Source organism: Candidatus Marifrigoribacter sp. Uisw_064 (genome assembly GCF_047730175.1).
In the GTDB taxonomy this organism is placed as follows: domain Bacteria; phylum Bacteroidota; class Bacteroidia; order Flavobacteriales; family Flavobacteriaceae; genus Marifrigoribacter.
Map to the genome: position 1 here is coordinate 2,128,178 of NZ_CP159833.1, position 20,258 is coordinate 2,148,435.

General features: G+C 32.8%; 19 protein-coding genes. 17 read left to right on the forward strand and 2 right to left on the reverse strand.

Annotated elements, in window-relative coordinates; all coding sequences use genetic code 11:
• The first annotated feature begins 257 nt into the window (after positions 1-257).
• Complete coding sequence (gene mazG / locus ABXT64_RS09635; protein ID WP_443632715.1) at positions 258-1,034, forward strand: nucleoside triphosphate pyrophosphohydrolase; 777 nt, start codon at positions 258-260, stop codon at positions 1,032-1,034.
• A 388-nt stretch (positions 1,035-1,422) separates the two neighbouring features.
• Here mazG and pepT read toward each other — a convergent pair whose 3' ends face one another.
• Positions 1,423-2,658 carry a peptidase T gene (pepT, locus tag ABXT64_RS09640; RefSeq protein WP_443632716.1) on the reverse strand — a complete coding sequence of 412 codons (1,236 nt, stop codon included), beginning with the start codon at positions 2,656-2,658 and terminating at the stop codon, positions 1,423-1,425.
• 110 nt (positions 2,659-2,768) lie between these two features.
• Between pepT and ABXT64_RS09645 the strand changes: the two genes are divergently transcribed.
• A complete protein-coding gene (locus ABXT64_RS09645; protein ID WP_443632717.1) occupies positions 2,769-5,648 on the forward strand; it encodes a TonB-dependent receptor in 2,880 nt (959 codons plus the stop codon).
• A gap of 163 nt (positions 5,649-5,811) precedes the next feature.
• Positions 5,812-6,837 carry a quinone-dependent dihydroorotate dehydrogenase gene (locus tag ABXT64_RS09650; protein ID WP_443632718.1) on the forward strand — a complete coding sequence of 342 codons (1,026 nt, stop codon included), beginning with the start codon at positions 5,812-5,814 and terminating at the stop codon, positions 6,835-6,837.
• On the opposite strand, the gene ABXT64_RS09655 is transcribed toward ABXT64_RS09650, so the two are convergent.
• Positions 6,827-7,753 (reverse strand): T9SS type A sorting domain-containing protein, encoded by a 927-nt coding sequence (locus ABXT64_RS09655; protein ID WP_443632719.1) that lies wholly within the window; start codon positions 7,751-7,753, stop codon positions 6,827-6,829. The two genes, ABXT64_RS09650 and ABXT64_RS09655, sit on opposite strands and share 11 nt — an antisense overlap.
• Positions 7,754-7,813: 60 nt before the next feature.
• On the opposite strand from ABXT64_RS09655, the gene ABXT64_RS09660 reads away from it, so the two are divergent.
• The 14 genes from ABXT64_RS09660 to ABXT64_RS09725 all read left to right on the forward strand — a co-directional run bounded on the left by ABXT64_RS09660 (position 7,814) and on the right by ABXT64_RS09725 (position 20,229).
• Entirely contained in the window at positions 7,814-8,428 is a 615-nt protein-coding gene (locus tag ABXT64_RS09660) for a LysE family translocator (RefSeq protein ID WP_443632720.1), read from the forward strand.
• Between the two features lie 96 nt (positions 8,429-8,524).
• A complete protein-coding gene (locus ABXT64_RS09665; RefSeq protein ID WP_443632721.1) occupies positions 8,525-9,298 on the forward strand; it encodes an exonuclease domain-containing protein in 774 nt (257 codons plus the stop codon).
• Positions 9,299-9,910 carry a fumarylacetoacetate hydrolase family protein gene (locus ABXT64_RS09670; protein WP_443632722.1) on the forward strand — a complete coding sequence of 204 codons (612 nt, stop codon included), beginning with the start codon at positions 9,299-9,301 and terminating at the stop codon, positions 9,908-9,910.
• Positions 9,911-10,252 carry an Hpt domain-containing protein gene (locus ABXT64_RS09675; RefSeq protein WP_443632723.1) on the forward strand — a complete coding sequence of 114 codons (342 nt, stop codon included), beginning with the start codon at positions 9,911-9,913 and terminating at the stop codon, positions 10,250-10,252.
• The gene (locus ABXT64_RS09680) at positions 10,252-11,499 is read left to right on the forward strand and encodes a CinA family nicotinamide mononucleotide deamidase-related protein (protein WP_443632724.1); all 1,248 of its coding nucleotides are present in this window, start codon (positions 10,252-10,254) and stop codon (positions 11,497-11,499) included. The genes ABXT64_RS09675 and ABXT64_RS09680 overlap by 1 nt, the downstream gene beginning before the upstream one ends.
• A 69-nt stretch (positions 11,500-11,568) precedes the next feature.
• Complete coding sequence (gene rpmB / locus ABXT64_RS09685; protein ID WP_443632725.1) at positions 11,569-11,808, forward strand: 50S ribosomal protein L28; 240 nt, start codon at positions 11,569-11,571, stop codon at positions 11,806-11,808.
• 27 nt (positions 11,809-11,835) lie between these two features.
• A complete protein-coding gene (gene rpmG / locus ABXT64_RS09690; RefSeq protein ID WP_443632726.1) occupies positions 11,836-12,021 on the forward strand; it encodes a 50S ribosomal protein L33 in 186 nt (61 codons plus the stop codon).
• Between the two features lie 7 nt (positions 12,022-12,028).
• Positions 12,029-12,181, forward strand: coding sequence for a DUF4295 domain-containing protein (locus ABXT64_RS09695; RefSeq protein ID WP_443632727.1), 153 nt, complete (start codon positions 12,029-12,031; stop codon positions 12,179-12,181).
• Between the two features lie 172 nt (positions 12,182-12,353).
• Positions 12,354-13,307 carry a signal recognition particle-docking protein FtsY gene (gene ftsY / locus ABXT64_RS09700; protein ID WP_443632728.1) on the forward strand — a complete coding sequence of 318 codons (954 nt, stop codon included), beginning with the start codon at positions 12,354-12,356 and terminating at the stop codon, positions 13,305-13,307.
• A gap of 26 nt (positions 13,308-13,333) precedes the next feature.
• On the forward strand, positions 13,334-14,635 hold the full coding sequence (rimO, locus tag ABXT64_RS09705; protein ID WP_443632729.1) for a 30S ribosomal protein S12 methylthiotransferase RimO: 1,302 nt from the start codon (positions 13,334-13,336) through the stop codon (positions 14,633-14,635).
• Positions 14,636-14,695: 60 nt separating this feature from the next.
• Positions 14,696-15,922, forward strand: a complete 1,227-nt coding sequence (locus ABXT64_RS09710) for a hypothetical protein (protein ID WP_443632730.1) — start codon at positions 14,696-14,698, stop codon at positions 15,920-15,922.
• Positions 15,923-16,145: 223 nt separating this feature from the next.
• Positions 16,146-17,360, forward strand: coding sequence for a 3-oxoadipyl-CoA thiolase (gene pcaF, locus ABXT64_RS09715; RefSeq protein WP_443632731.1), 1,215 nt, complete (start codon positions 16,146-16,148; stop codon positions 17,358-17,360).
• 28 nt (positions 17,361-17,388) lie between these two features.
• Positions 17,389-19,884: a phenylacetic acid degradation bifunctional protein PaaZ gene (paaZ, locus tag ABXT64_RS09720; RefSeq protein ID WP_443632732.1), complete on the forward strand. Its 2,496-nt coding sequence runs from the start codon at positions 17,389-17,391 to the stop codon at positions 19,882-19,884.
• Positions 19,885-19,938: 54 nt separating this feature from the next.
• Positions 19,939-20,229: a GIY-YIG nuclease family protein gene (locus ABXT64_RS09725; RefSeq protein ID WP_443632733.1), complete on the forward strand. Its 291-nt coding sequence runs from the start codon at positions 19,939-19,941 to the stop codon at positions 20,227-20,229.
• The last annotated feature ends 29 nt before the right edge of the window (positions 20,230-20,258 follow it).

Sequence of the window (20,258 nt, forward strand, 5' to 3'; positions counted from 1 at the left end):
CGGTATTTGTTAATTGTTTTTACCAAAAAGGAAAAAGAATTGCCATAATGGTTAATTGTGTTTACCAAAAAGGTAAATGATTTTACTAAATCGTTAATTGTATTTACTAAAATGGTAAAAGATTTCATTAAAACATGAATTTTTAGATGTTTCGTTATCTCTAAAATTATTTTTGACATAAAACTTTTTATAAAAACAGTTAATAGTTTTTAATAAACCTTTTTTATTAATGTATTTTGAAAGCCTACTTTTACATTATGAATACAAGAGAAAATCAATTAAAAGCATTCGATCGTTTATTAACTATCATGGACGAACTTCGTGAGCAATGTCCTTGGGATAAAAAACAGACCTTGCAATCTTTACGTCATCTTACCATTGAAGAAACCTACGAGTTAGGCGACGCTATTTTAGAGAATGATTTACAAGAGGTAAAGAAGGAATTAGGAGATCTTTTGTTGCACATTGTGTTTTATGCGCGAATTGGTAGTGAAACTAATGATTTTGATATTGCAGATGTAGCGAATGAGATTTGTGAAAAATTAATTTTTCGTCATCCACATATCTATAGCGACGTTGTAGTGAAAGATGAAAAAGATGTACAGCGCAATTGGGAGCTTTTAAAATTAAAAGAAGGAAAGCAAAGTGTGTTAGAAGGCGTGCCAAAATCCTTGCCTGCTTTAGTGAAAGCAAATCGAATACAAGATAAAGTAGCAGGAGTAGGCTTTGATTGGGAAGAACCACAACAGGTTTTTGAAAAGCTTCAGGAAGAACTTGGTGAGCTTCAACATGAAGTAGACGAAAACAATGCAGATAAAATAGAAGCCGAATTTGGAGATGTATTGTTTTCTATGATTAATTATGCTCGATTTTTAAAAGTAGATCCTGAAAATGCACTAGAGCGCACCAATAAAAAATTCATCAAACGATTTCAGTATTTAGAAGCAAAAGCAAAAGGTCTTGGGAAATCACTTTCAGATATGACCTTAACCGAAATGGATGTGTATTGGAATGAAGCCAAGAAAGAAGGGTGAAAACTAAGTATCTGGTATCTGGTATGTTTTTTTTGCTATTTATATCCCTTGTCATCCTGAGCTTGACTCAGGATCCACTCAACAGTAGTTTATATATCATGATAGATTCCCAGTCACACTTCGACCTAGCTCAGTGGGACAGCTGAGAATGACAAAAAAAACAACCCAATCAATTAGAATTTATTTTGTCATTCTGATTGAAATGAAGAATCTCTTAAAAATATAAAAGAGTGAATTATAGATATATAAGATTCCCTCGCTTCGCTCTGAATGACATAAAAAAAACCTTCAGCAAGCGCTGAAGGTTTTTTTGTCAAATCGAGCGCAGTCGAGATCTTTTTATTTAGGAGTTCTCGACTGCGCTCGAACAGATAATTCGTTTGATTATTTACTGCTTTGCAGTAAGTTGAGCAATATTAACAATCACTTCAATTGCTTTTTGCATACTTTCAACAGGAACATACTCATACCTTCCATGGAAATTATGACCACCTGCAAAAATATTTGGACAAGGTAATCCCATAAAACTTAATTGAGATCCATCTGTTCCACCACGAATAGGTTTAATTAGCGGTTTTATACCTGCTTGTTTCATTGCTTCTTCAGCAATATCTACAATATGCATTACAGGTTCAATTTTTTCACGCATGTTAAAATATTGATCTTTAATTTCAACTTCAATTACCTCACTACCATATTGAGAGTTTAATTCAGCAGCAAGTTTAAGCATTACTTCTTTTCTTGCTTCAAAGTGACCTTTGTCATGATCTCTAATGATATAGCTTAATTTAGTTTCTTCAACCAAACCATTGATACTATATAAGTGGAAAAAACCTTCACGTCCTTCTGTATGTTCAGGAGTTTCCATTTTTGGTAATGAATTGATAAACTGCGTAGCAATATGTTGACTGTTAATCATTTTACCTTTTGCATAGCCAGGGTGTACAATCTTACCTTTCACTTTAACTTCGGCTCCAGCTGCATTAAAGTTTTCGTATTCTAGTTCTCCAACTTGGCTACCATCCATGGTATAAGCCCATGCTGCTCCAAATTTTTCAACATCAAATTTATGAGCTCCACGACCAATTTCTTCATCTGGAGTAAAGCCTATTCTAATTTTACCGTGTTTAATTTCAGGATGATTTACAAGGTATTCCATTGCTGAAATAATTTCAGCGATACCAGCTTTATCGTCAGCTCCTAATAGTGTAGTCCCATCAGTAGTTATTAAAGTCTGTCCTTTATATAAAAGTAAGTCATCAAAATAGGAAGGAGATAATACAATACCTTCTTCTTCATTAAGCATGATGTCTTTACCATCGTAATTTTCTATAATTTGTGGTTTCACATTTGCTCCAGTAAAATCGGGTGTGGTATCAAAATGAGAAACAAATCCAATTACAGGAACGTCATGATCCACATTGCTTGGTAGAGTTGCCATGATATAGGCGTTTCCATCAATAGTAACATCTTCTAGTCCAATTTTTTTTAATTCTTCAACTAAAGCATTGGCTAAATTCCATTGTTTTTCAGTACTTGGAGTGGTGTCACTATTTGGATCACTTTCAGTGTCTATTGTAACATAACTTACAAAACGATCTATGAGTTTTTGTTTTGGTATCATTTTTAGTTTTTTTCAAAGATATAATATTATCAGTTTTTTTTTAATTTAAGTTTCAAAAATGTATTAAGAAAAATTTAACTTACCTTTCAAAAATAACTAAAACAACAATTATGAAAAAAAACTACTTATTTATCTTTACGTTGCTATTATTTGCAACTCAGTTTGCTTTTTCGCAAGTATCTGGAAATATTACAGATGATAGTTCGGAACCTCTATTGGGAGTCTCTGTTATTATTAAAGGAACTCAAACAGGTTCCGTTACGGATTTTGATGGAAATTATACAATTGAAGCTTCTAATGGAGACACATTGGTGTTTTCTTATATTGGTTTTGATGCCCAAGAGATTCTAGTGTCAGGTACAGCCCACAATGTTGTAATGTCATCTGGTGTTTCGTTAGATGAAATAGTATTAGTAGGAACTAGGAATCCAGGAAGAACTGCATTAAACTCTGCAGTACCTGTTGACGTATTAAATATGAATGAAATTGTATTGAGTTCTCCTCAAATTACAGTTACTGAAATACTTAATTATGCAGCACCTTCATTTACTTCTAATCCTCAATCTATTTCAGATGGAACAGATCATATAGCCCCAGCATCCCTTAGAGGATTAGGTCCTGATCAAGTATTAGTTCTTATTAATGGTAAAAGACGTCATAAAACGGCTTTAGTTAATGTAAATGGTACTTTTGGTAGAGGTTCTGTTGGAACAGATTTAAATACCATTCCTGTTAATTCTATTCAAAGAATAGAGATTTTACGTGATGGTGCAGCAGCACAGTATGGTTCTGATGCTATCGCTGGTGTAATAAATATTATATTGAAAAAAGCCACGAACGAACTTTCTTTAAATATTACTACTGGAGCAAATTTTACTAGTGAAAACTATGATGACAATGTTGATGGAGAAAAAATTAACCTAGGAGCTAATTACGGTTTACCTATAGGTGAAAATGGAGGTTTCATTAACTTAACGGGTAATTTTGACTTTAGAGGAGCAACCAATCGAATGAAAGAATGGGAAGGAGATATTTTTAATCAATACAATACGATTGAAAGATTTGCTAATAACGATGGATATGATATTAGCCAGTTATTGGATGACGATGTAGAAGATGTAATCTTTTATGGAAATGAAGCGGGTTTCAATTTAGATCCCTTTTCTACGAAAGAAGATTTACAAGGAATTTTAGGTGCAGATAATACTTCGGCAGAATTAGCAGCAAGAAACTTGCAACGAAAAGATTTTAACATGAGAGTTGGACAATCTGAATTAAGAGGAGGACAATTTTTTGGTAATATGGAAATACCTGTTGGTGATGATTTAAAGATTTATGCATTTGGAGGTTTAGGATTTAAAAATGGAAATGCCGCTGGATTTTATAGATTGCCTAATCAATCAAGAGCATATACTCCCGCAAGGTTAAATGGTTTTTTACCTGAAATAAACTCTAGTATAAAAGATAACTCTATTGCGATAGGGATTAAAGGTAAGATTGGCGATTGGAATGTTGATTTAAGTAACTCGACTGGAAATAATGAATTTATCTATAGAGTTTCTAATTCATTAAATGCTTCCCTTCAAAATTCAACTCCCTTTGAAGCTGATGCAGGAGGATTTAGTTATGGAGAAAATACTTCAAATTTAGATTTCTCTAAGTTTTATGAAAACATAATGTCTGGTTTAAATGTTGCTTTTGGAGCAGAATATCGAGTGGAAAACTATACTATTTTTGCTGGAGAAGAAGCGTCTTATGCTCAATACAATACAGATGGAAATGTGAATGACCCAACAGATCCAGATTCAGTTATGCCGACCGATTTCTTTGGAAATTCTAGACCAGGAGGTATTCAAGTATTTCCTGGGTTTAAACCAGAAAATGAAGTTGATGCTTATAGAAATACTATCGCTGGATATGTAGATGTTGAAGCAGATTTTACTGAAAACTTTAGAGCTACTGCAGCGATACGTTATGAAAATTTTTCAGATTTTGGAGGAACATTAAACGGGAAAGTTTCTTTTCTTGCTAAAGCAGCTGAAAACTTTAATATTCGTGGTTCTGTTCAAACTGGTTTTAGAGCACCATCTTTACATCAAATTCATTTTAATTCAACCTCAACTATATTTGTTGATGGAGTGCCTAATGAAGTTGGTATTTTTCCAAACACTTCTAGAGTTGCAAGAATATTAGGAGTTGACGAGCTTAAAGAGGAAACTTCAGTTGGTTTTACTTTAGGTTTTACTGCTAAAATTCCTAGTGCAAAATTAAAAATAACGTTAGATGGTTATATGGTTAATATAGATGATAGAGTTTCGCTAAGCGGTACCTTTGCTCCACAAACCGATGATGCTGGAATCCCTATAGATGATGCAAACGCAGAATTAGCTGGTTTATTTGCAGAAGCAAATGCAAGCAAAGCTGCTTTCTTTACAAATTCATTAAACACAGAGACAAAAGGAATTGATCTTGTTGTTGAAAATAAGATGAATATTTCTACTAATATGAAATTAGCTAACACCTTGTCATTTACATACTCTACAACTGAAGTCTCTGGTAAAAATATTCCAGCGGCTATTGAAAATGCAGGCTTAACAGATAGTTTTTTAGATAGAACAAGTGAAATTTATATTGAATCAGCTGTACCTAGAACAAAAGGTTCTTTGACAAACAATTTGAGTATTGGAGAAAAATGGAATATCTATTTAAGAAATTCTTATTTTGGTGAAGTTGAAGAAGCTACAAACAATATAGATCCTCTAGTTGATAGAATTTACGCAGGTAAATTAATTACAGATTTAAGTTTTTCTCATAACTTAACTAATACAACGAGATTTACTGTTGGAGCTAATAATTTATTAGATGTATATCCAGATGAAGCAGATGATGCATTTAGATCTTCAGGAAGATTTGTTTATTCTAGACGTTCAACACAATTTGGTACTGGTGGAAGATTTTTATTCGCAAGAGTAAACATAACTATTCAGTAAGTTTTACAAAAGAGGTTGTTTTTAAAATTAATGACAACCTCTTTTTTATTAATACCATTTAGTATTTAATAATACTTTTTTAAATCTTTAACTTATTTTCTTTAATAAGTTAGAGATTTTTTAATATCTAACAATGTACATTTGCAATATAAATAATCTCTTGATGTACAAATTAATTATTCGCCCGATTCTATTTCTTAATGACCCAGAGAAAGTACATTATTTTACATTTTCTCTAATCAGGTTTTTACATAAAATAGGCTTTAGAGGCGTTTTTAGAAGTTTATATCATACTAATAACCCGAAGCTTGAAAGAGAATTATTTGGACTTAAATTTTCGAATCCTGTTGGATTAGCAGCTGGTTTTGATAAAGATGCTAAACTGTATAAGGAACTTTCAAATTTTGGTTTTGGTTTTATTGAAATTGGAACCGTTACACCGAAACCACAACCTGGAAATCCAAAGAAGAGATTGTTTCGTTTAAAAACGGACAGCGCTATAATCAACCGTATGGGGTTTAATAATGGTGGTGTAGCAGAAGCTGTGGAACGTTTAAAATCGAACCCAGTTGGCAATAAACATGTGCTAATTGGAGGGAATATTGGGAAGAATAAAGTAACTCCAAATGAAGAAGCTGTAAATGATTATATCATTTGTTTTGAAGCTTTGTTTGATTATGTAGATTATTTTGTGGTAAATGTAAGTTCTCCAAATACTCCAAATTTAAGAGCGCTTCAGGATAAAGAGCCTTTAACTGATTTGTTAAAAACACTTCAGGATAAAAATAATTTAAAAGAAGATAGAAAACCAATTCTATTAAAAATTGCTCCAGACTTAAGCAATGAACAATTATTAGACATTATTGATATAGTTTCAGAAACAAAAATTGACGGTATTATTGCAACCAATACAACCATTTCGAGAGATGGTTTAGTTTCAGAAAATAAAAAAGAAATGGGAGGTTTAAGTGGTAAGCCCCTTGCAAATCGATCGACAGAAGTAATTCGGTTTTTGCATCAGGAAAGTAAAGGTGCGTTTCCTATTATTGGTGTAGGAGGAATACATTCAGCAAAAGATGCTTTAGAAAAAATAGAAGCCGGAGCAAGTTTAGTACAACTTTACACCGGCTTTATATATGAAGGGCCTCAATTAATTTCAGCAATTAATAAAGAACTTCTTAGCGTTTAATTATTCTTTTAGTAGCATTTCTCTTTTCACTATCAATAACTTTCAATAGATAAATCCCGCTTGGTAAATTTGAAATATTTATGGATTCTGATAGACTATTAATGTCAGTTTTTTCAAAAATATTATTCCCTAAAACAGAATATAATTGGATCGTTTCTATCCCGGTGTTGTTATTTGAGATAGTTAAATAATCATCTGCAGGATTTGGGTAGATAGAAATACTATCATTTAAATCATTCTGTTCAACTCCTAAAATTACTTCTTCAAGTGTAATTGTAATCGTTCCTATTTTTTCAGAAGAAAAAGGGAATACACCTTGTAAACTACTGATAGGTTCTTGAGGATTGGTGTCCATATTTGATGAGGAATAATCTGTTCCACTATCAGTTCCAGCATCATAAGGATATAAATCTAAGGTCATTTCATTAATCCAATCATTACCCGAATCTAATAATGAAATGCTATTTATTGCGATGATCCAATCTGGACTTGGAGCGATCATCGATACTAATGAAAGTAATGGGAATTCATTCGTGGTTGTAATCTCATCGATAGAAATAGTTCCTAAATCATTATTTAATCCAGGGCCATCTATTAATGAATACCCAGTCCCGTTACTAATTTCTGTATTTATTTCTGAAAAGAATACAGTATTACTTCCTGATTCTGCGATATTTTCAATACCAAGACTTGAAACCTCCCCCATGGCTAAAAAAGTTGTATTATCATTATGAGTAGCGCCTACCAACTTAGACCAGTGTGCATTTGAAGGGAAATTTCCATTTGGGTGAGGGTGTGAATTCTGACTCCAGTTACTTTCAAAAACAACACTATAAGTAGCCGTTGAGTTTTGTGCTTGTGTGATCCAATATGAACCACAAAAGATTAAGCCAAGAATAATATATTTTCTCATCATCTTTTTTTATTGGGTCGTACTAAATTTTATTTACTTACTAAGAAAAACTATTTTTGACCCATGTTAGAAAACATTCTTTCTTTTTCATTAGCAACCATTGTACTTGCTTTATCGCCTGGACCAGATAATATTTATGTGTTATCTCAGTCGCTAACAAATGGTGTAAAAAGTGGTTTGGCAACTACGGCAGGTTTAATAACGGGTTGTATTTTACATACCACACTCTTAGCATTTGGCTTATCTGCCGTAATTACGGCATCTCCAGCTATATTTTATGGAATAAAAATATTTGGAGCGGTGTATTTATTTTACTTGGCATTTAAAGTTTATAGAAGTGATTCAAAAATATCATTGGGCTCTAATGTGACTAAAAAATCGCATAAAAAGTTGTTTAGTCAGGGAGTGATCATGAATATTTTAAATCCGAAAGTAATGATCTTCTTTTTAGCATTCTTTCCAGGATTTTTATGGGATAAAGAAGGAGACACTGTGTTTCAGTTTTATGTGCTAGGTATTGTATTTATGTTTGTTTCTTTTATTGTGTTTGGTTTAATCGCTGTGCTAGCAGGAAAAATTTCAAATTATTTAAAAAGCCATAAAGCAGTAGGTTCTATTTTAAAATGGCTTCAAATTATTGTCTTTATAGGTATTGCAGTTTATATTTTAATTCCATAATGTACTGTTCATAAAATAGATGGTTTCAAAGCTTTAGAATTTAGATAAATACTATCTTTGTCAAGATATTAAGGACTTATTTTTCAAGAATAAAAAATGGAATTAAATTTAAAAAAACCTATTTGTTTCTTCGATTTAGAAACAACAGGTATTAATGTAGCAAGTGATCGGATTGTTGAAATTTCAATTCTAAAAGTATTTCCTAACGGGAATAAGGAAAGTTTTACCTGGCGTGTAAATCCTGAAATGCCTATTCCGGCGGTAACAACAGCAATTCATGGAATCTCTGATGAAATGGTTGCAAATGAACCAACGTTTAAAGAATTAGCGCTTAAAGTATATAATTTGATTAAGGACAGTGATCTCGGTGGTTTTAATTCTAATCGGTTTGACATTCCTTTATTAGCAGAAGAATTATTAAGAGCTGAAATAGATTTCGATTTAAAGAAAAATTTAGCAGTGGATGTGCAAACTATTTTTCATAAAATGGAAAAGAGAACTTTAGAGGCTGCATATAAATTTTATTGTAATAAGGATCTTATAGATGCGCATAGTGCAGAAGCGGACACCTTGGCTACCTATGAAGTGTTAAAAGCACAACTAGATAGGTATGATGATCTCGAAAATGATATCTCAGTTTTATCTCAATTTAGTTCTCATAAAAACTTTGCAGATTTTGCAGGTTTTGTTGGGTATAATAAAGAAGGAGAAGAAATTTTTAGTTTCGGAAAACATAAAGGAACAAAAGTGGAAGATATCCTAGAAAAAGAACCTGGATACTTTGGTTGGTTGCTAAATGCAGATTTCCCATTATACACTAAAAAAGTTTTAACTAGAATAAAACTTAGAAAATTAAACACCAAGTTATAGATGAAGATTATTTGTGTAGGTAGAAATTATGCTGCCCATATAGAGGAGCTCGATAATGAAAAGCCAAAAGATCCGGTTTTGTTTTTAAAATCTGATACTGCGATTTTATTAAAAAAACAACCTTTTTTCATTCCTGAATTTTCTGATGAAATTCACCATGAAGTTGAAATTTTAGTAAAGATCAATAAGATTGGGAAACATATAAATAAGAAATTTTCACATACTTACTACGACGAAATAGGATTGGGAATAGATTTTACAGCTCGAGACCTTCAAAGAGAGTTGAAGGAAAAGGGATTACCTTGGGAAAAAGCGAAGGGTTTTGATGGTTCAGCAGTGATTAGTAACTTTATTCCAAAAAGTACGTTTACTACTTTGGAAGATTTAAATTTTAGATTAGAAAAGAACAATGAAGTAGCTCAAAAAGGAAATACAGCATTAATGTTGTGGAAAATTGATGAGTTAATCGAATATATATCAAAATATTTTACTCTTAAGATTGGAGATGTTATATTTACAGGAACACCCGCAGGCGTTTCAAAAGTAAATCCTGATGATATTTTAAAAGGTTATATAGAGGATTTTAAAATGTTTTCAATTAAAATTAAGTAAATGAACAAAAATTATTCAATAGAAAGTTTAGAGGTAATAGCAGATGGTGACAAGGATTTTATGAAAATAGTTGCAAAAACTTTTTTAGAAGAAATTCCACCTGATTTAGCATCGATGGTAGAAGCTATAAATAATAATAATAAAAAACTTACCTATCAATTTGCCCATAAAATGAAACCAAATTTAGAAATGTTTGGGATCAATGTATTAAAAGATATTACCACAATTGAGTCTTGGACTAAAACGTTGAAAAGTACTATAGCAATTAGAGCAAATATTGAATATATTTCAACTATTCTTGAAAAAGTTTTTGAAGAACTTAAAGAAGATTTTTCCTTTTAATGTTAGCAGAATTAATTACCATTGGTGATGAGATTTTAATAGGCCAGATTACAGATACTAACTCTGTTTTTATGGCGCAGGAGCTCAATAAAATTGGAGTTCAAGTGCATCAAATTACTTCAATACAAGATGATGAAAAACATATTTTAGACGCGCTTTCAGAAGCAGAAAAACGGGTTGATATTGTGTTAGTCACTGGAGGGCTTGGTCCAACAAAAGACGATATAACAAAACAAACTTTTTGCACCTACTTTAATGATTCTTTAATTGAAAATAAAGAAGTTTTAATTCATATTAAAGATTTATTTAAAAAATATACCAAACATTCATTATTGCCAGATAACATAAATCAAGCGCTGGTTCCTTCAAAAGCTAGAATATTAAAAAATAGTTATGGTACAGCTCCAGGGATGTGGATGGAAAAGAATAATACAGTTTTTATTTCTATGCCTGGTGTTCCATATGAAATGAAACATTTAATGAAAAGAGAAGTCTTGCCTCTTATTGCTTCGAAATTCAATTGTCCATTTATATATCACAAAACTTTGCTCACTTTTGGAATGGGTGAAAGTGAAATAGCGAAAAGAATATATGTTTGGGAAAAACAATTACCTAACACAATTAAATTAGCTTATTTACCATCTTTAGGAAGAGTTCGACTTCGACTCTCTTCAAAAGGGATAAATGAAAAAGAAGTGAAGGAAGGAGTTGATTCTCTAATGAAGCAATTGCAGAATAAACTTGAAGATATTGCAATTGGATATGAAGATGAAACTTCAATAGAAGAGCGTATTGCTATTCTACTGAATCAAAAAAAATATACTTTAAGTGTTACTGAAAGTTGTACAGGAGGAGCATTAACTGAAAAAATTACGGCTAAAGCTGGAGCTTCAACCTTTTTTATGGGTAGTACAATTCCATATGGCACTAAATTTAAGACAAAGCTTTTAGGAGTGAAAAAAGAGACGATTCTTGCGCATAATGTTGCAAGTTATCAAGTTGCCGAAGAAATGGCAATTCAATCTAATATACTTTTTGAAACAGACTTTTCAGTCGCTACCACAGGAATTGCAGGTCCAACTATAGGAGAAGCAAAGGATGAAGTGGGGACAGTATATGTTGCTATCGCTTCACCACGAGGTGTTTATTCAGAAAAATTTAACTTTGGAAAGCCTAGAGAAAGAGTAATTGAAAAAGCAGTATTTAAAGCTTTAGAATTGCTTCTAAAAGAAATTTTAAAAAACTAAATTTCTTTTGTTGGTCAAACCAATAAATTTATTTAAATTTGCACCCTGTTTAAAATAAAAAAAGATTTTATGTCGAAAGTTTGTGAACTTACAGGAAAGAGAGCAATGTTTGGAAACAACGTGTCTCACGCGATGAATAAAACGAGAAGAAGATTTAATATAAATCTTGTAAAGAAACGTTTTTACATTCCTGAAGAAGATAAATGGATTACACTTCGTGTATCTACTTCAGTGTTAAAAACAATTAATAAAAAAGGTATTTCTGCTGTTATAAAAGAGGCTCGTGCAAACGGTCATCTTAAAAAATAATAGCATAAAGCATTAAAGTCTTATACAATGGCAAAAAGTAAAGGAAATAGAGTTCAGGTAATTTTAGAATGTACAGAACATAAAGAGTCTGGTAAGCCTGGGACTTCACGTTATATAACAACAAAAAATAAAAAGAACACTCCTGATAGAATGGAGATTAAGAAATTTAATCCGATTCTAAAAAGAATGACTGTTCATAAAGAGATTAAATAATTAACTCATGGCAAAGAAATCAGTAGCATCGTTACAAACAGGTTCTAAGCGTTTAACAAAAGCCATCAAAATGGTAAAATCGCCTAAGACAGGAGCATATACTTTTGTAGAATCTATTATGGATCCAGGATCTGTAAACGAGTGGTTAAGTAAAAAATAACCTTTGTATAATATATAATGGACAAGCCACTTTTTTAAGAGTGGCTTTTCTATATTTAAGTATTTCCTGTTTATTTGTCAGATATCTACCGACATTTGAATGAAAAATGTATCGTGGAACAGGTTTTGACTTAATTTATGCATAACTTTAAGTTTTAAAAATCATAAATAATATGAGTTTTTTCAAAAAAATATTCTCAAAAGAAAAAAAAGAAACACTCGATAAAGGGTTAGAGAAAACTAAATCTTCTTTTTTAGATAAACTAGGTAAGGCTGTTGCTGGTAAAAGTAAAGTAGATGATGACGTTTTAGATAACTTAGAAGAAGTACTTGTGTCTAGTGATGTTGGAGTTGATACAACTTTAAAAATAATCAAACGTATTGAAGCGCGAGTTGCAAAAGATAAATACCTAGGAACAAGTGAGCTAAATGTTATTCTTCGTGAAGAGATTGCAGGTTTATTAAGTGAAACCAATACAGGTGATGCTACAAAATTCGATATCCCTGAACAGAAAGAACCTTATGTTATCATGGTCGTAGGCGTAAATGGTGTTGGGAAAACAACCACTATAGGTAAATTAGCACACCAATTTAAACAAGCTGGAAAAAAAGTAGTGTTAGGCGCTGCAGATACTTTTAGAGCTGCTGCAATTGATCAACTACAAGTTTGGGCTGATCGTACAGAGGTACCTCTAGTAAAACAAAGTATGGGGAGTGATCCTGCCAGTGTAGCTTTCGATACTTTAGAAAGTGCAGTTACTCAAGGCGCAGATGTAGTAATTATCGATACAGCTGGACGATTACACAATAAGGTAAATTTAATGAATGAGCTGACCAAAGTAAAACGTGTCATGCAAAAAGTAATCCCTAATACTCCAGATGAGGTATTGTTGGTGCTGGATGGTTCTACAGGTCAGAATGCATTCGAACAAGCTAAACAATTTACAGCAGCAACCGAAGTAACTTCTTTGGCTGTTACTAAGCTAGACGGAACTGCCAAAGGTGGTGTAGTAATTGGTATTAGCGATCAATTTAAAATTCCAGTAAAATATATAGGAGTAGGAGAGGGTATTGAAGACTTGCAAGTGTTCAATAAACATGAATTTGTAGATTCATTTTTTAATTAAAAATCATTTCGATTTAAAACATTCTTATGCGTACAAAAACTTTAAAAAAGAATAAAATCAATGTAGTCACCTTAGGTTGTTCCAAGAATGTATACGACAGTGAAGTGTTGATGGGACAATTAAAAGCCAACAACAAAGAGGTTGTTCATGAAGAGGAAGGTAATATTGTGGTAATTAATACTTGCGGCTTTATAGCAAACGCTAAGGAAGAAAGTATTAATACAATTCTTGAGTATGTTAAGAAGAAAGAAGCTGGAGATGTAGATAAAGTATTTGTTACTGGATGCTTATCTGAGCGTTATAAGCCAGATCTTCAAAAAGAAATTCCAAGTGTTGACCAATATTTTGGAACCACTGAATTACCAGGTTTATTAAAAGCATTAGGAGCAGATTATAAACATGAATTAATTGGAGAACGTGTTACGACAACTCCAAAAAATTACGCGTACTTTAAAATTGCTGAAGGCTGTGATCGTCCTTGTTCGTTTTGTGCAATTCCTATTATGCGAGGAAAACACAAAAGTACTCCTATTGAAGAATTAGTCATTGAAGCTGAGAAACTAGCAGCAAATGGAGTAAAAGAACTAATCTTAATTGCACAAGATCTTACCTATTATGGTCTTGATTTATATAAGAAAAGAAATTTAGCTGAACTACTTCAAGAATTAGTGAAAGTAGATGGAATTGAATGGATTCGTCTTCATTATGCATTTCCAACTGGATTTCCAATGGAAGTGCTGGAAGTAATGAAAAATGAACCTAAGGTTTGTAATTATATTGATATTCCATTGCAACATATTTCAGATTCAATTTTAAAATCGATGCGTCGTGGAACTACAAAAGCTAAAACTACAAAGTTGTTAGAAGACTTTAGAGCGGCTGTTCCAGATATGACCATCAGAACTACGTTAATTGTTGGATATCCAGGTGAAACGCAAGAAGATTATGAAATTTTACGAGAATGGGTTCGTGAAATGAGGTTTGAGCGTTTAGGTTGTTTTACGTATTCACATGAAGAAAATACACATGCCTATAATTTAGAAGATGATGTTCCAGAAGAAGTGAAAATGGAACGTGCTAATGAAATCATGGAAATCCAATCTCAAATTTCTTGGGAGTTGAATCAGCAAAAAATTGGCAAAGAATTTAAAGTAGTGATCGACCGTAAGGAAGGTAGTTATTTTGTTGGTAGAACTGAGTTTGATAGCCCAGATGTTGATAATGAAGTTTTGATTAATGCTGAAGAGGGTTATTTAAGAACAGGTGAATTTGCACATGTAAAAATTACAGCGGCAGAGGATTTTGATTTGTATGCTGAGGTTGTGTAAATTATTTTACACCTTATTTTGTTTGAAATTTATACCTTAGAGCTTTCTAATTTGTCATCTATGCGATTTGTATTATTCGTTTTTTTTTCTCTATGTTTCATTTCATGTAAAAATGAAGTCAAAAAAAATATTGTTTCAGAAATCGAAACAAATAAACCCATTATAGAAGAATTGGAAAGTCCTGTCCAAGGAAATTCATCCCTTCCAAGACTTTATTCTAATGGGAAAGAACTATTTATTTCTTGGGTTGAGAAAAAAGACTCCCTTTCAAGCTTACAATTTTCAGTGTTAAAAAATGATATTTGGTCTTCTTCTGAAGAAATAATTACAGGAAATGATTGGTTTGTAAATTGGGCTGATTTCCCTGCAATTGCTGAAAATAATGGAAATATATTAACTAATTTTCTTCAAAAATCTGCAGATGGCACCTATACCTACGATGTAAAATTGAATTACTTTTCTTCTGAAATAAATTCATGGAATAAAAATATGTTACTTAATACTGATGGAACCGAAAGTGAACATGGTTTTGTATCAATGCTTCCGTATCAAAAAGACTCATTTTTCGTTACTTGGTTAGATGGTAGAACCACCGTAAATGTAGATCGTGAAGATTCTCAAATGACCTTACGTGCTGCTATTGTTAATAAAGAAGGAAGTATACTTGAAGATACCTTACTCGATGAACGCGTGTGTGATTGCTGCCAAACTTCAGCAGCATTAACTAATAATGGACCTGTGGTGGTTTATAGAGATCGATCTGATGAAGAGGTTAGAGATATTAGTATTGTAAGATTTGAAAATGGTACTTGGACAAAGCCTCAAGTTGTGTATGAAGATCATTGGATTATGCCTGGCTGCCCTGTAAATGGTCCTTCTATTGATGCTTTTGAAACTACTTTAGCAATGGCTTGGTTTACAGCAGAGAATGACAACCCTAGAGTTCAAGTCATTTTTTCTGAAAATAATGGAAAGACATTTGAAGTGCCTGTAAGGTTAGATAGCGGTAATGCTATAGGAAGAGTTGATGTGACCATGGTTTCTGAAAATATAGCAGTTGTTTGTTGGATGGAACCCCAAGGAAATGATACCTTAATTCAATTACAAAGTATAACTATTAATGGCGATAAAGGCGAACTGATTACGCTTGTAAAAACTCGTTCTGAACGTGCTTCAGGATTTCCTCAAATCGAATTATTAGGAGATAATTTGTTTGCTGCTTGGACCTCTCTTGAAAATTCAAAAGCTACCATAAGAGTTGCCAAAATAGCAAAGAAAAACCTTTAAAAACAGTTGTTCTAAGGTGTTATGCTAGCTTGTAATATTCTAAAAATTATCATTTTTATTGTTGCTTTAATGAATCCTTAGATCAAAAATCTTTGGATTAGTTTTCTTACCTTTGTTTTCGTAGTAAATGTGAAGTTCTATCTAAAAGAAATTCATATTTCTCAGTAAATCTTACTCAGTATTTTGGAAGTAATTCTTAATAATGAGAAATAAAAAAATTATAATGAAGGAAGCATATATAATCGATGGAATTCGAACTCCTATCGGAAATTACAAAGGAACACTTAGTGTTGTTAGAACAGATGATTTAGGAGCCTTAGTAATTAAAGAGATAGTTGATAGAAACCCTTCCATTCCAAAAGAAGCGTATGATGATGTAATTATGGGTTGTGCTAATCAAGCAGGTGAAGACAACCGTAATGTTGCAAGAATGTCATTATTGTTAGCGGGTTTACCTTTTACAGTGCCAGGAGAAACAGTAAACAGATTGTGTAGTAGTGGATTATCTGCCATTATTCATGCTAATAGAGCTATAAAAGCAGGTGATGGAGATTTGTTTATTTCTGGTGGAGTAGAAAATATGACTAGAGGACCTTATGTGGTTGCTAAACCATCTTCGGCTTTTGGGAACGATTCAAAAATGTATGATTCTAGTTTTGGATGGCGTTTTATTAATAAAAAAATGCAGGAGCTTTATGGAACTGATGGAATGGGAAATACAGCCGAAAACCTCGTAGAGAAATATAATATTTCTCGTGAAGATCAAGATGCATTTGCGTATCACAGTCAGATGAAAGCTACAAAAGCACAACAATCTGGAAGACTTGCAAAAGAAATTGTTTCAGTTGAAATTCCACAACGTAAAAAAGACCCCATCATTTTCAAAGATGATGAGTTCATAAAGCCAACCAGTACAAAAGAAATTTTATCTAAACTTCGACCTGCTTTCAAAAAAGAAGGAGGGAGTGTAACAGCAGGTAATAGTTCAGGTTTAAATGACGGAGCTGCAGCTACAATTATCGCTTCAGAAGATGCAGTAAAAAAATATAACTTAAACCCTTTAGCAAGAATAGTAAGTTCTGCAGTGGTAGGTGTTGAGCCTAGAATCATGGGGATTGGCCCTGTAAAAGCTTCAAATAAAGCCTTAGAAAAAGCAGGATTAACTATGGCAGACATGGATGTTATCGAATTGAACGAAGCATTTGCATCGCAAGCATTAGCATGTATTCGTGCATGGGGATTAAGCGATGATGATCCTAGAATAAATCCGAATGGAGGTTCAATAGCCATTGGTCACCCCTTAGGAGTTACAGGAGCTAGATTAGCCTATTCAGCAGCGTTAGAATTAAAAGAGCAAAATAAAAAATATGCATTAGTTACTATGTGTATTGGTGTTGGGCAAGGATATGCTGCGATAATTGAAAATGTAAATACATAATGAAAATACTTAGAATAAGAGCTTAAATATGAATAAAACACAACATTACGTTACAGGTCAATGGATCGATGGTATCGGTGAAGGTGCTCCAGTTTTCGATTCGATAACGGGAGAACAATTTACAAGTACCACTGTAGAAGGTTTAGATGTTCCTTCAATTCTTCAATATGGACGTGATAATGGTTCTGTACTTCGTAAAATGACTTTTCAAGAGCGAGGAAATATGTTGAAGAGCCTTGCGATGTATCTTGTAAAAAAGAAACAAGCTTTTTACGAATTGAGTTATAGAACTGGAGCAACAAAAATTGATAGTTGGATCGATATTGAGGGAGGTTTCGGAAATTTATTTGCCAATGCTTCCTTACGAAAATTGTTTCCAAATCAGACCTATCACGTAGAAGGTGATCCAATCGATTTATCGCGAGGAGGTAGATTTATGGCGCATCATATCATGGTTCCAAAAGAAGGAGTCGCTGTTCATATCAATGCGTTTAACTTTCCTATTTGGGGAATGTTAGAGAAATGTGCTGTCAATTGGATGGCTGGAATGCCAGCTGTTGTGTTACCAGCTCCTCAAACTGCATATTTAACAGAAGCAGTTGTAAAAGAAATAATAGCTTCTGGTTTACTACCAGAAGGAGCATTGCAATTAATAAGTGGTACCGCAAGAAATATATTAGATACAGTTCAATCTCAGGATGTAGTAACTTTTACTGGTTCAGCACTAGTGGGTAGAGCCTTAAAAACACATCCACAATTAACACAAGAGTCTGTGCCATTTACTTTGGAAGCAGATTCATTGAATGCGTCTATTTTAGGTGAAGATGCTTTGCCAGGAACTCCAGAGTTCAATATATTCATCAAAGAAGTACGTAAAGAAATGACCGTAAAATGCGGACAAAAATGTACTGCAATTCGAAGAATTATAGTACCCGAAAATTTAATAGAAGAGGTGCAAATTGCACTAGGGAAAGAATTAGATAAAGTAACCATTGGAGATCCTCGTTTAAAAGAAGTGCGAATGGGTTCATTAGTAAGTGAGCAACAGCGTAATTCAGTAAGAGAACAAGTAAAAAAATTAGCAAAAACAGCTTCAATCGTTTATGGTGATTTAAATGAAGTAGAAACCATTGGTGCAGACTCAAAAAAAGGGGCCTTTTTAAAACCTATTGTGTTACGAGAAGACCATCCTTTAAAAAATGAAGCCGCTCATGTTACGGAAGCATTTGGTCCTGTGAGTACAATAATGCCTTATAAAAGTATTGAAGAAGCAGTTACACTTGCTAAAATGGGGAAAGGTTCTTTAGTGAGCTCTATAGTTACTAATGATAATAAAATTGCTAAAGAATATACCATAAATGCAGCAAGTCATCACGGACGAATTTTAATTCTGAATAGAGAGAATGCTAAAGAAAGTACAGGTCATGGTTCTCCATTGCCAGCATTAGTTCATGGAGGTCCAGGTAGAGCTGGAGGTGGTGAAGAAATGGGGGGAATGCGAGGAATTAAGCATTATTTACAACGATGTGCTGTTCAAGGTTCACCTACAAGTTTAACAGAAGTAACAGGTATTTATCAAGCTAAAGGAGCATATACTGAAATTTCTGATCATCCATTTTCATATCATTGGGAGGACATTCAATCAGGAATGTCTTTAAAAACGCATAAACGTACCATCACCGATGGTGATATTGTTAATTTTGCAAACCTTACTTGGGATCATTTTTATGCCCATACAGATATCACTTCTTTAGAGGGAAGTATTTTTGAAAAGAGAACAGCACATGGATATTTCATCTTAGCTGCAGCAGCAGGTCTATTCGTATATCCAAATAAAGGCCCAGTAACTGCAAATTATGGATTAGAAGAATGTAGATTTCTGCGTCCTATTTATCATAATGATACAGTTTATGTTCGATTAACTTGTAAGCAAAAGATTGATCGCGATTCAAGAGGAAAAGAACATCCTAGTGGAATTGTAAAATGGTATGTTGAGGTATTTGATGTAGAGCATGAATTAGTAGCGATTGCAACTATTCTAACTATGGTTCAGAAGAAACAAAAGGTGTTTGTTGAAATGACTTCGGAAAAAATTACTTCTTGTTTAAATGATTTAACAGAAAATTCAAAAGCGAAGTGGGGAATTTTAACTCCTCAGCATATGGTAGAACATCTTGAAGATGCCTATAGAATTGCTTCTGGAGAATTTCAAGATTTTGAGATAACAACACCAGAAAAATATTTAGAGAAGACGCTAGAGTCATTATACACCTATGAGCCAATGGCTCCAGGATATGATTTTCCATTAAATAAAAAAGGAGCATTGGAAGATTTAAAACATTCTGATTTGGATACTGCGAAAAAGATGATGTTAGCGTCTAGAGAAGAATATTTAAATTACTTTAAAGAAAATCCAGAGAGTATAACAAAAAATGTGGTGTTTGGTGATATCAATAAGTACGAATGGTATTTATTAGAGCGTAAACACTTGAATCATCACTTTAGCCAATTTAACCTTTTGTAAAAGGTTAAATTGGCTAAAATTCCCATAAAAAGGGGAATATGTAAAAGGTTATAAATGACAAATAGTTGTGTATATATAATTGCAAATAAAAAAAACGGAGTTTTATATATAGGTTTAACAAAAAAATTAAAAACAAGAATAAGACAACATATTACTAAAGCACATCCAAATACTTTTTCAGCGAGGTATGATTTAAATAAGTTTGTTTATTTTGAAAAATATGAAGAGGAAGAAGTTACTAAAGAAAGAGAGAAACGAATGAAGAAATGGAGAAGAAATTGGAAAAGTGAATTAATAGAAAATAAAAATCCTAATTGGGATGATTTATACAACGAATTAAAATAAGGTTTCCGGAAATTTCTTTAAAAAGAGAG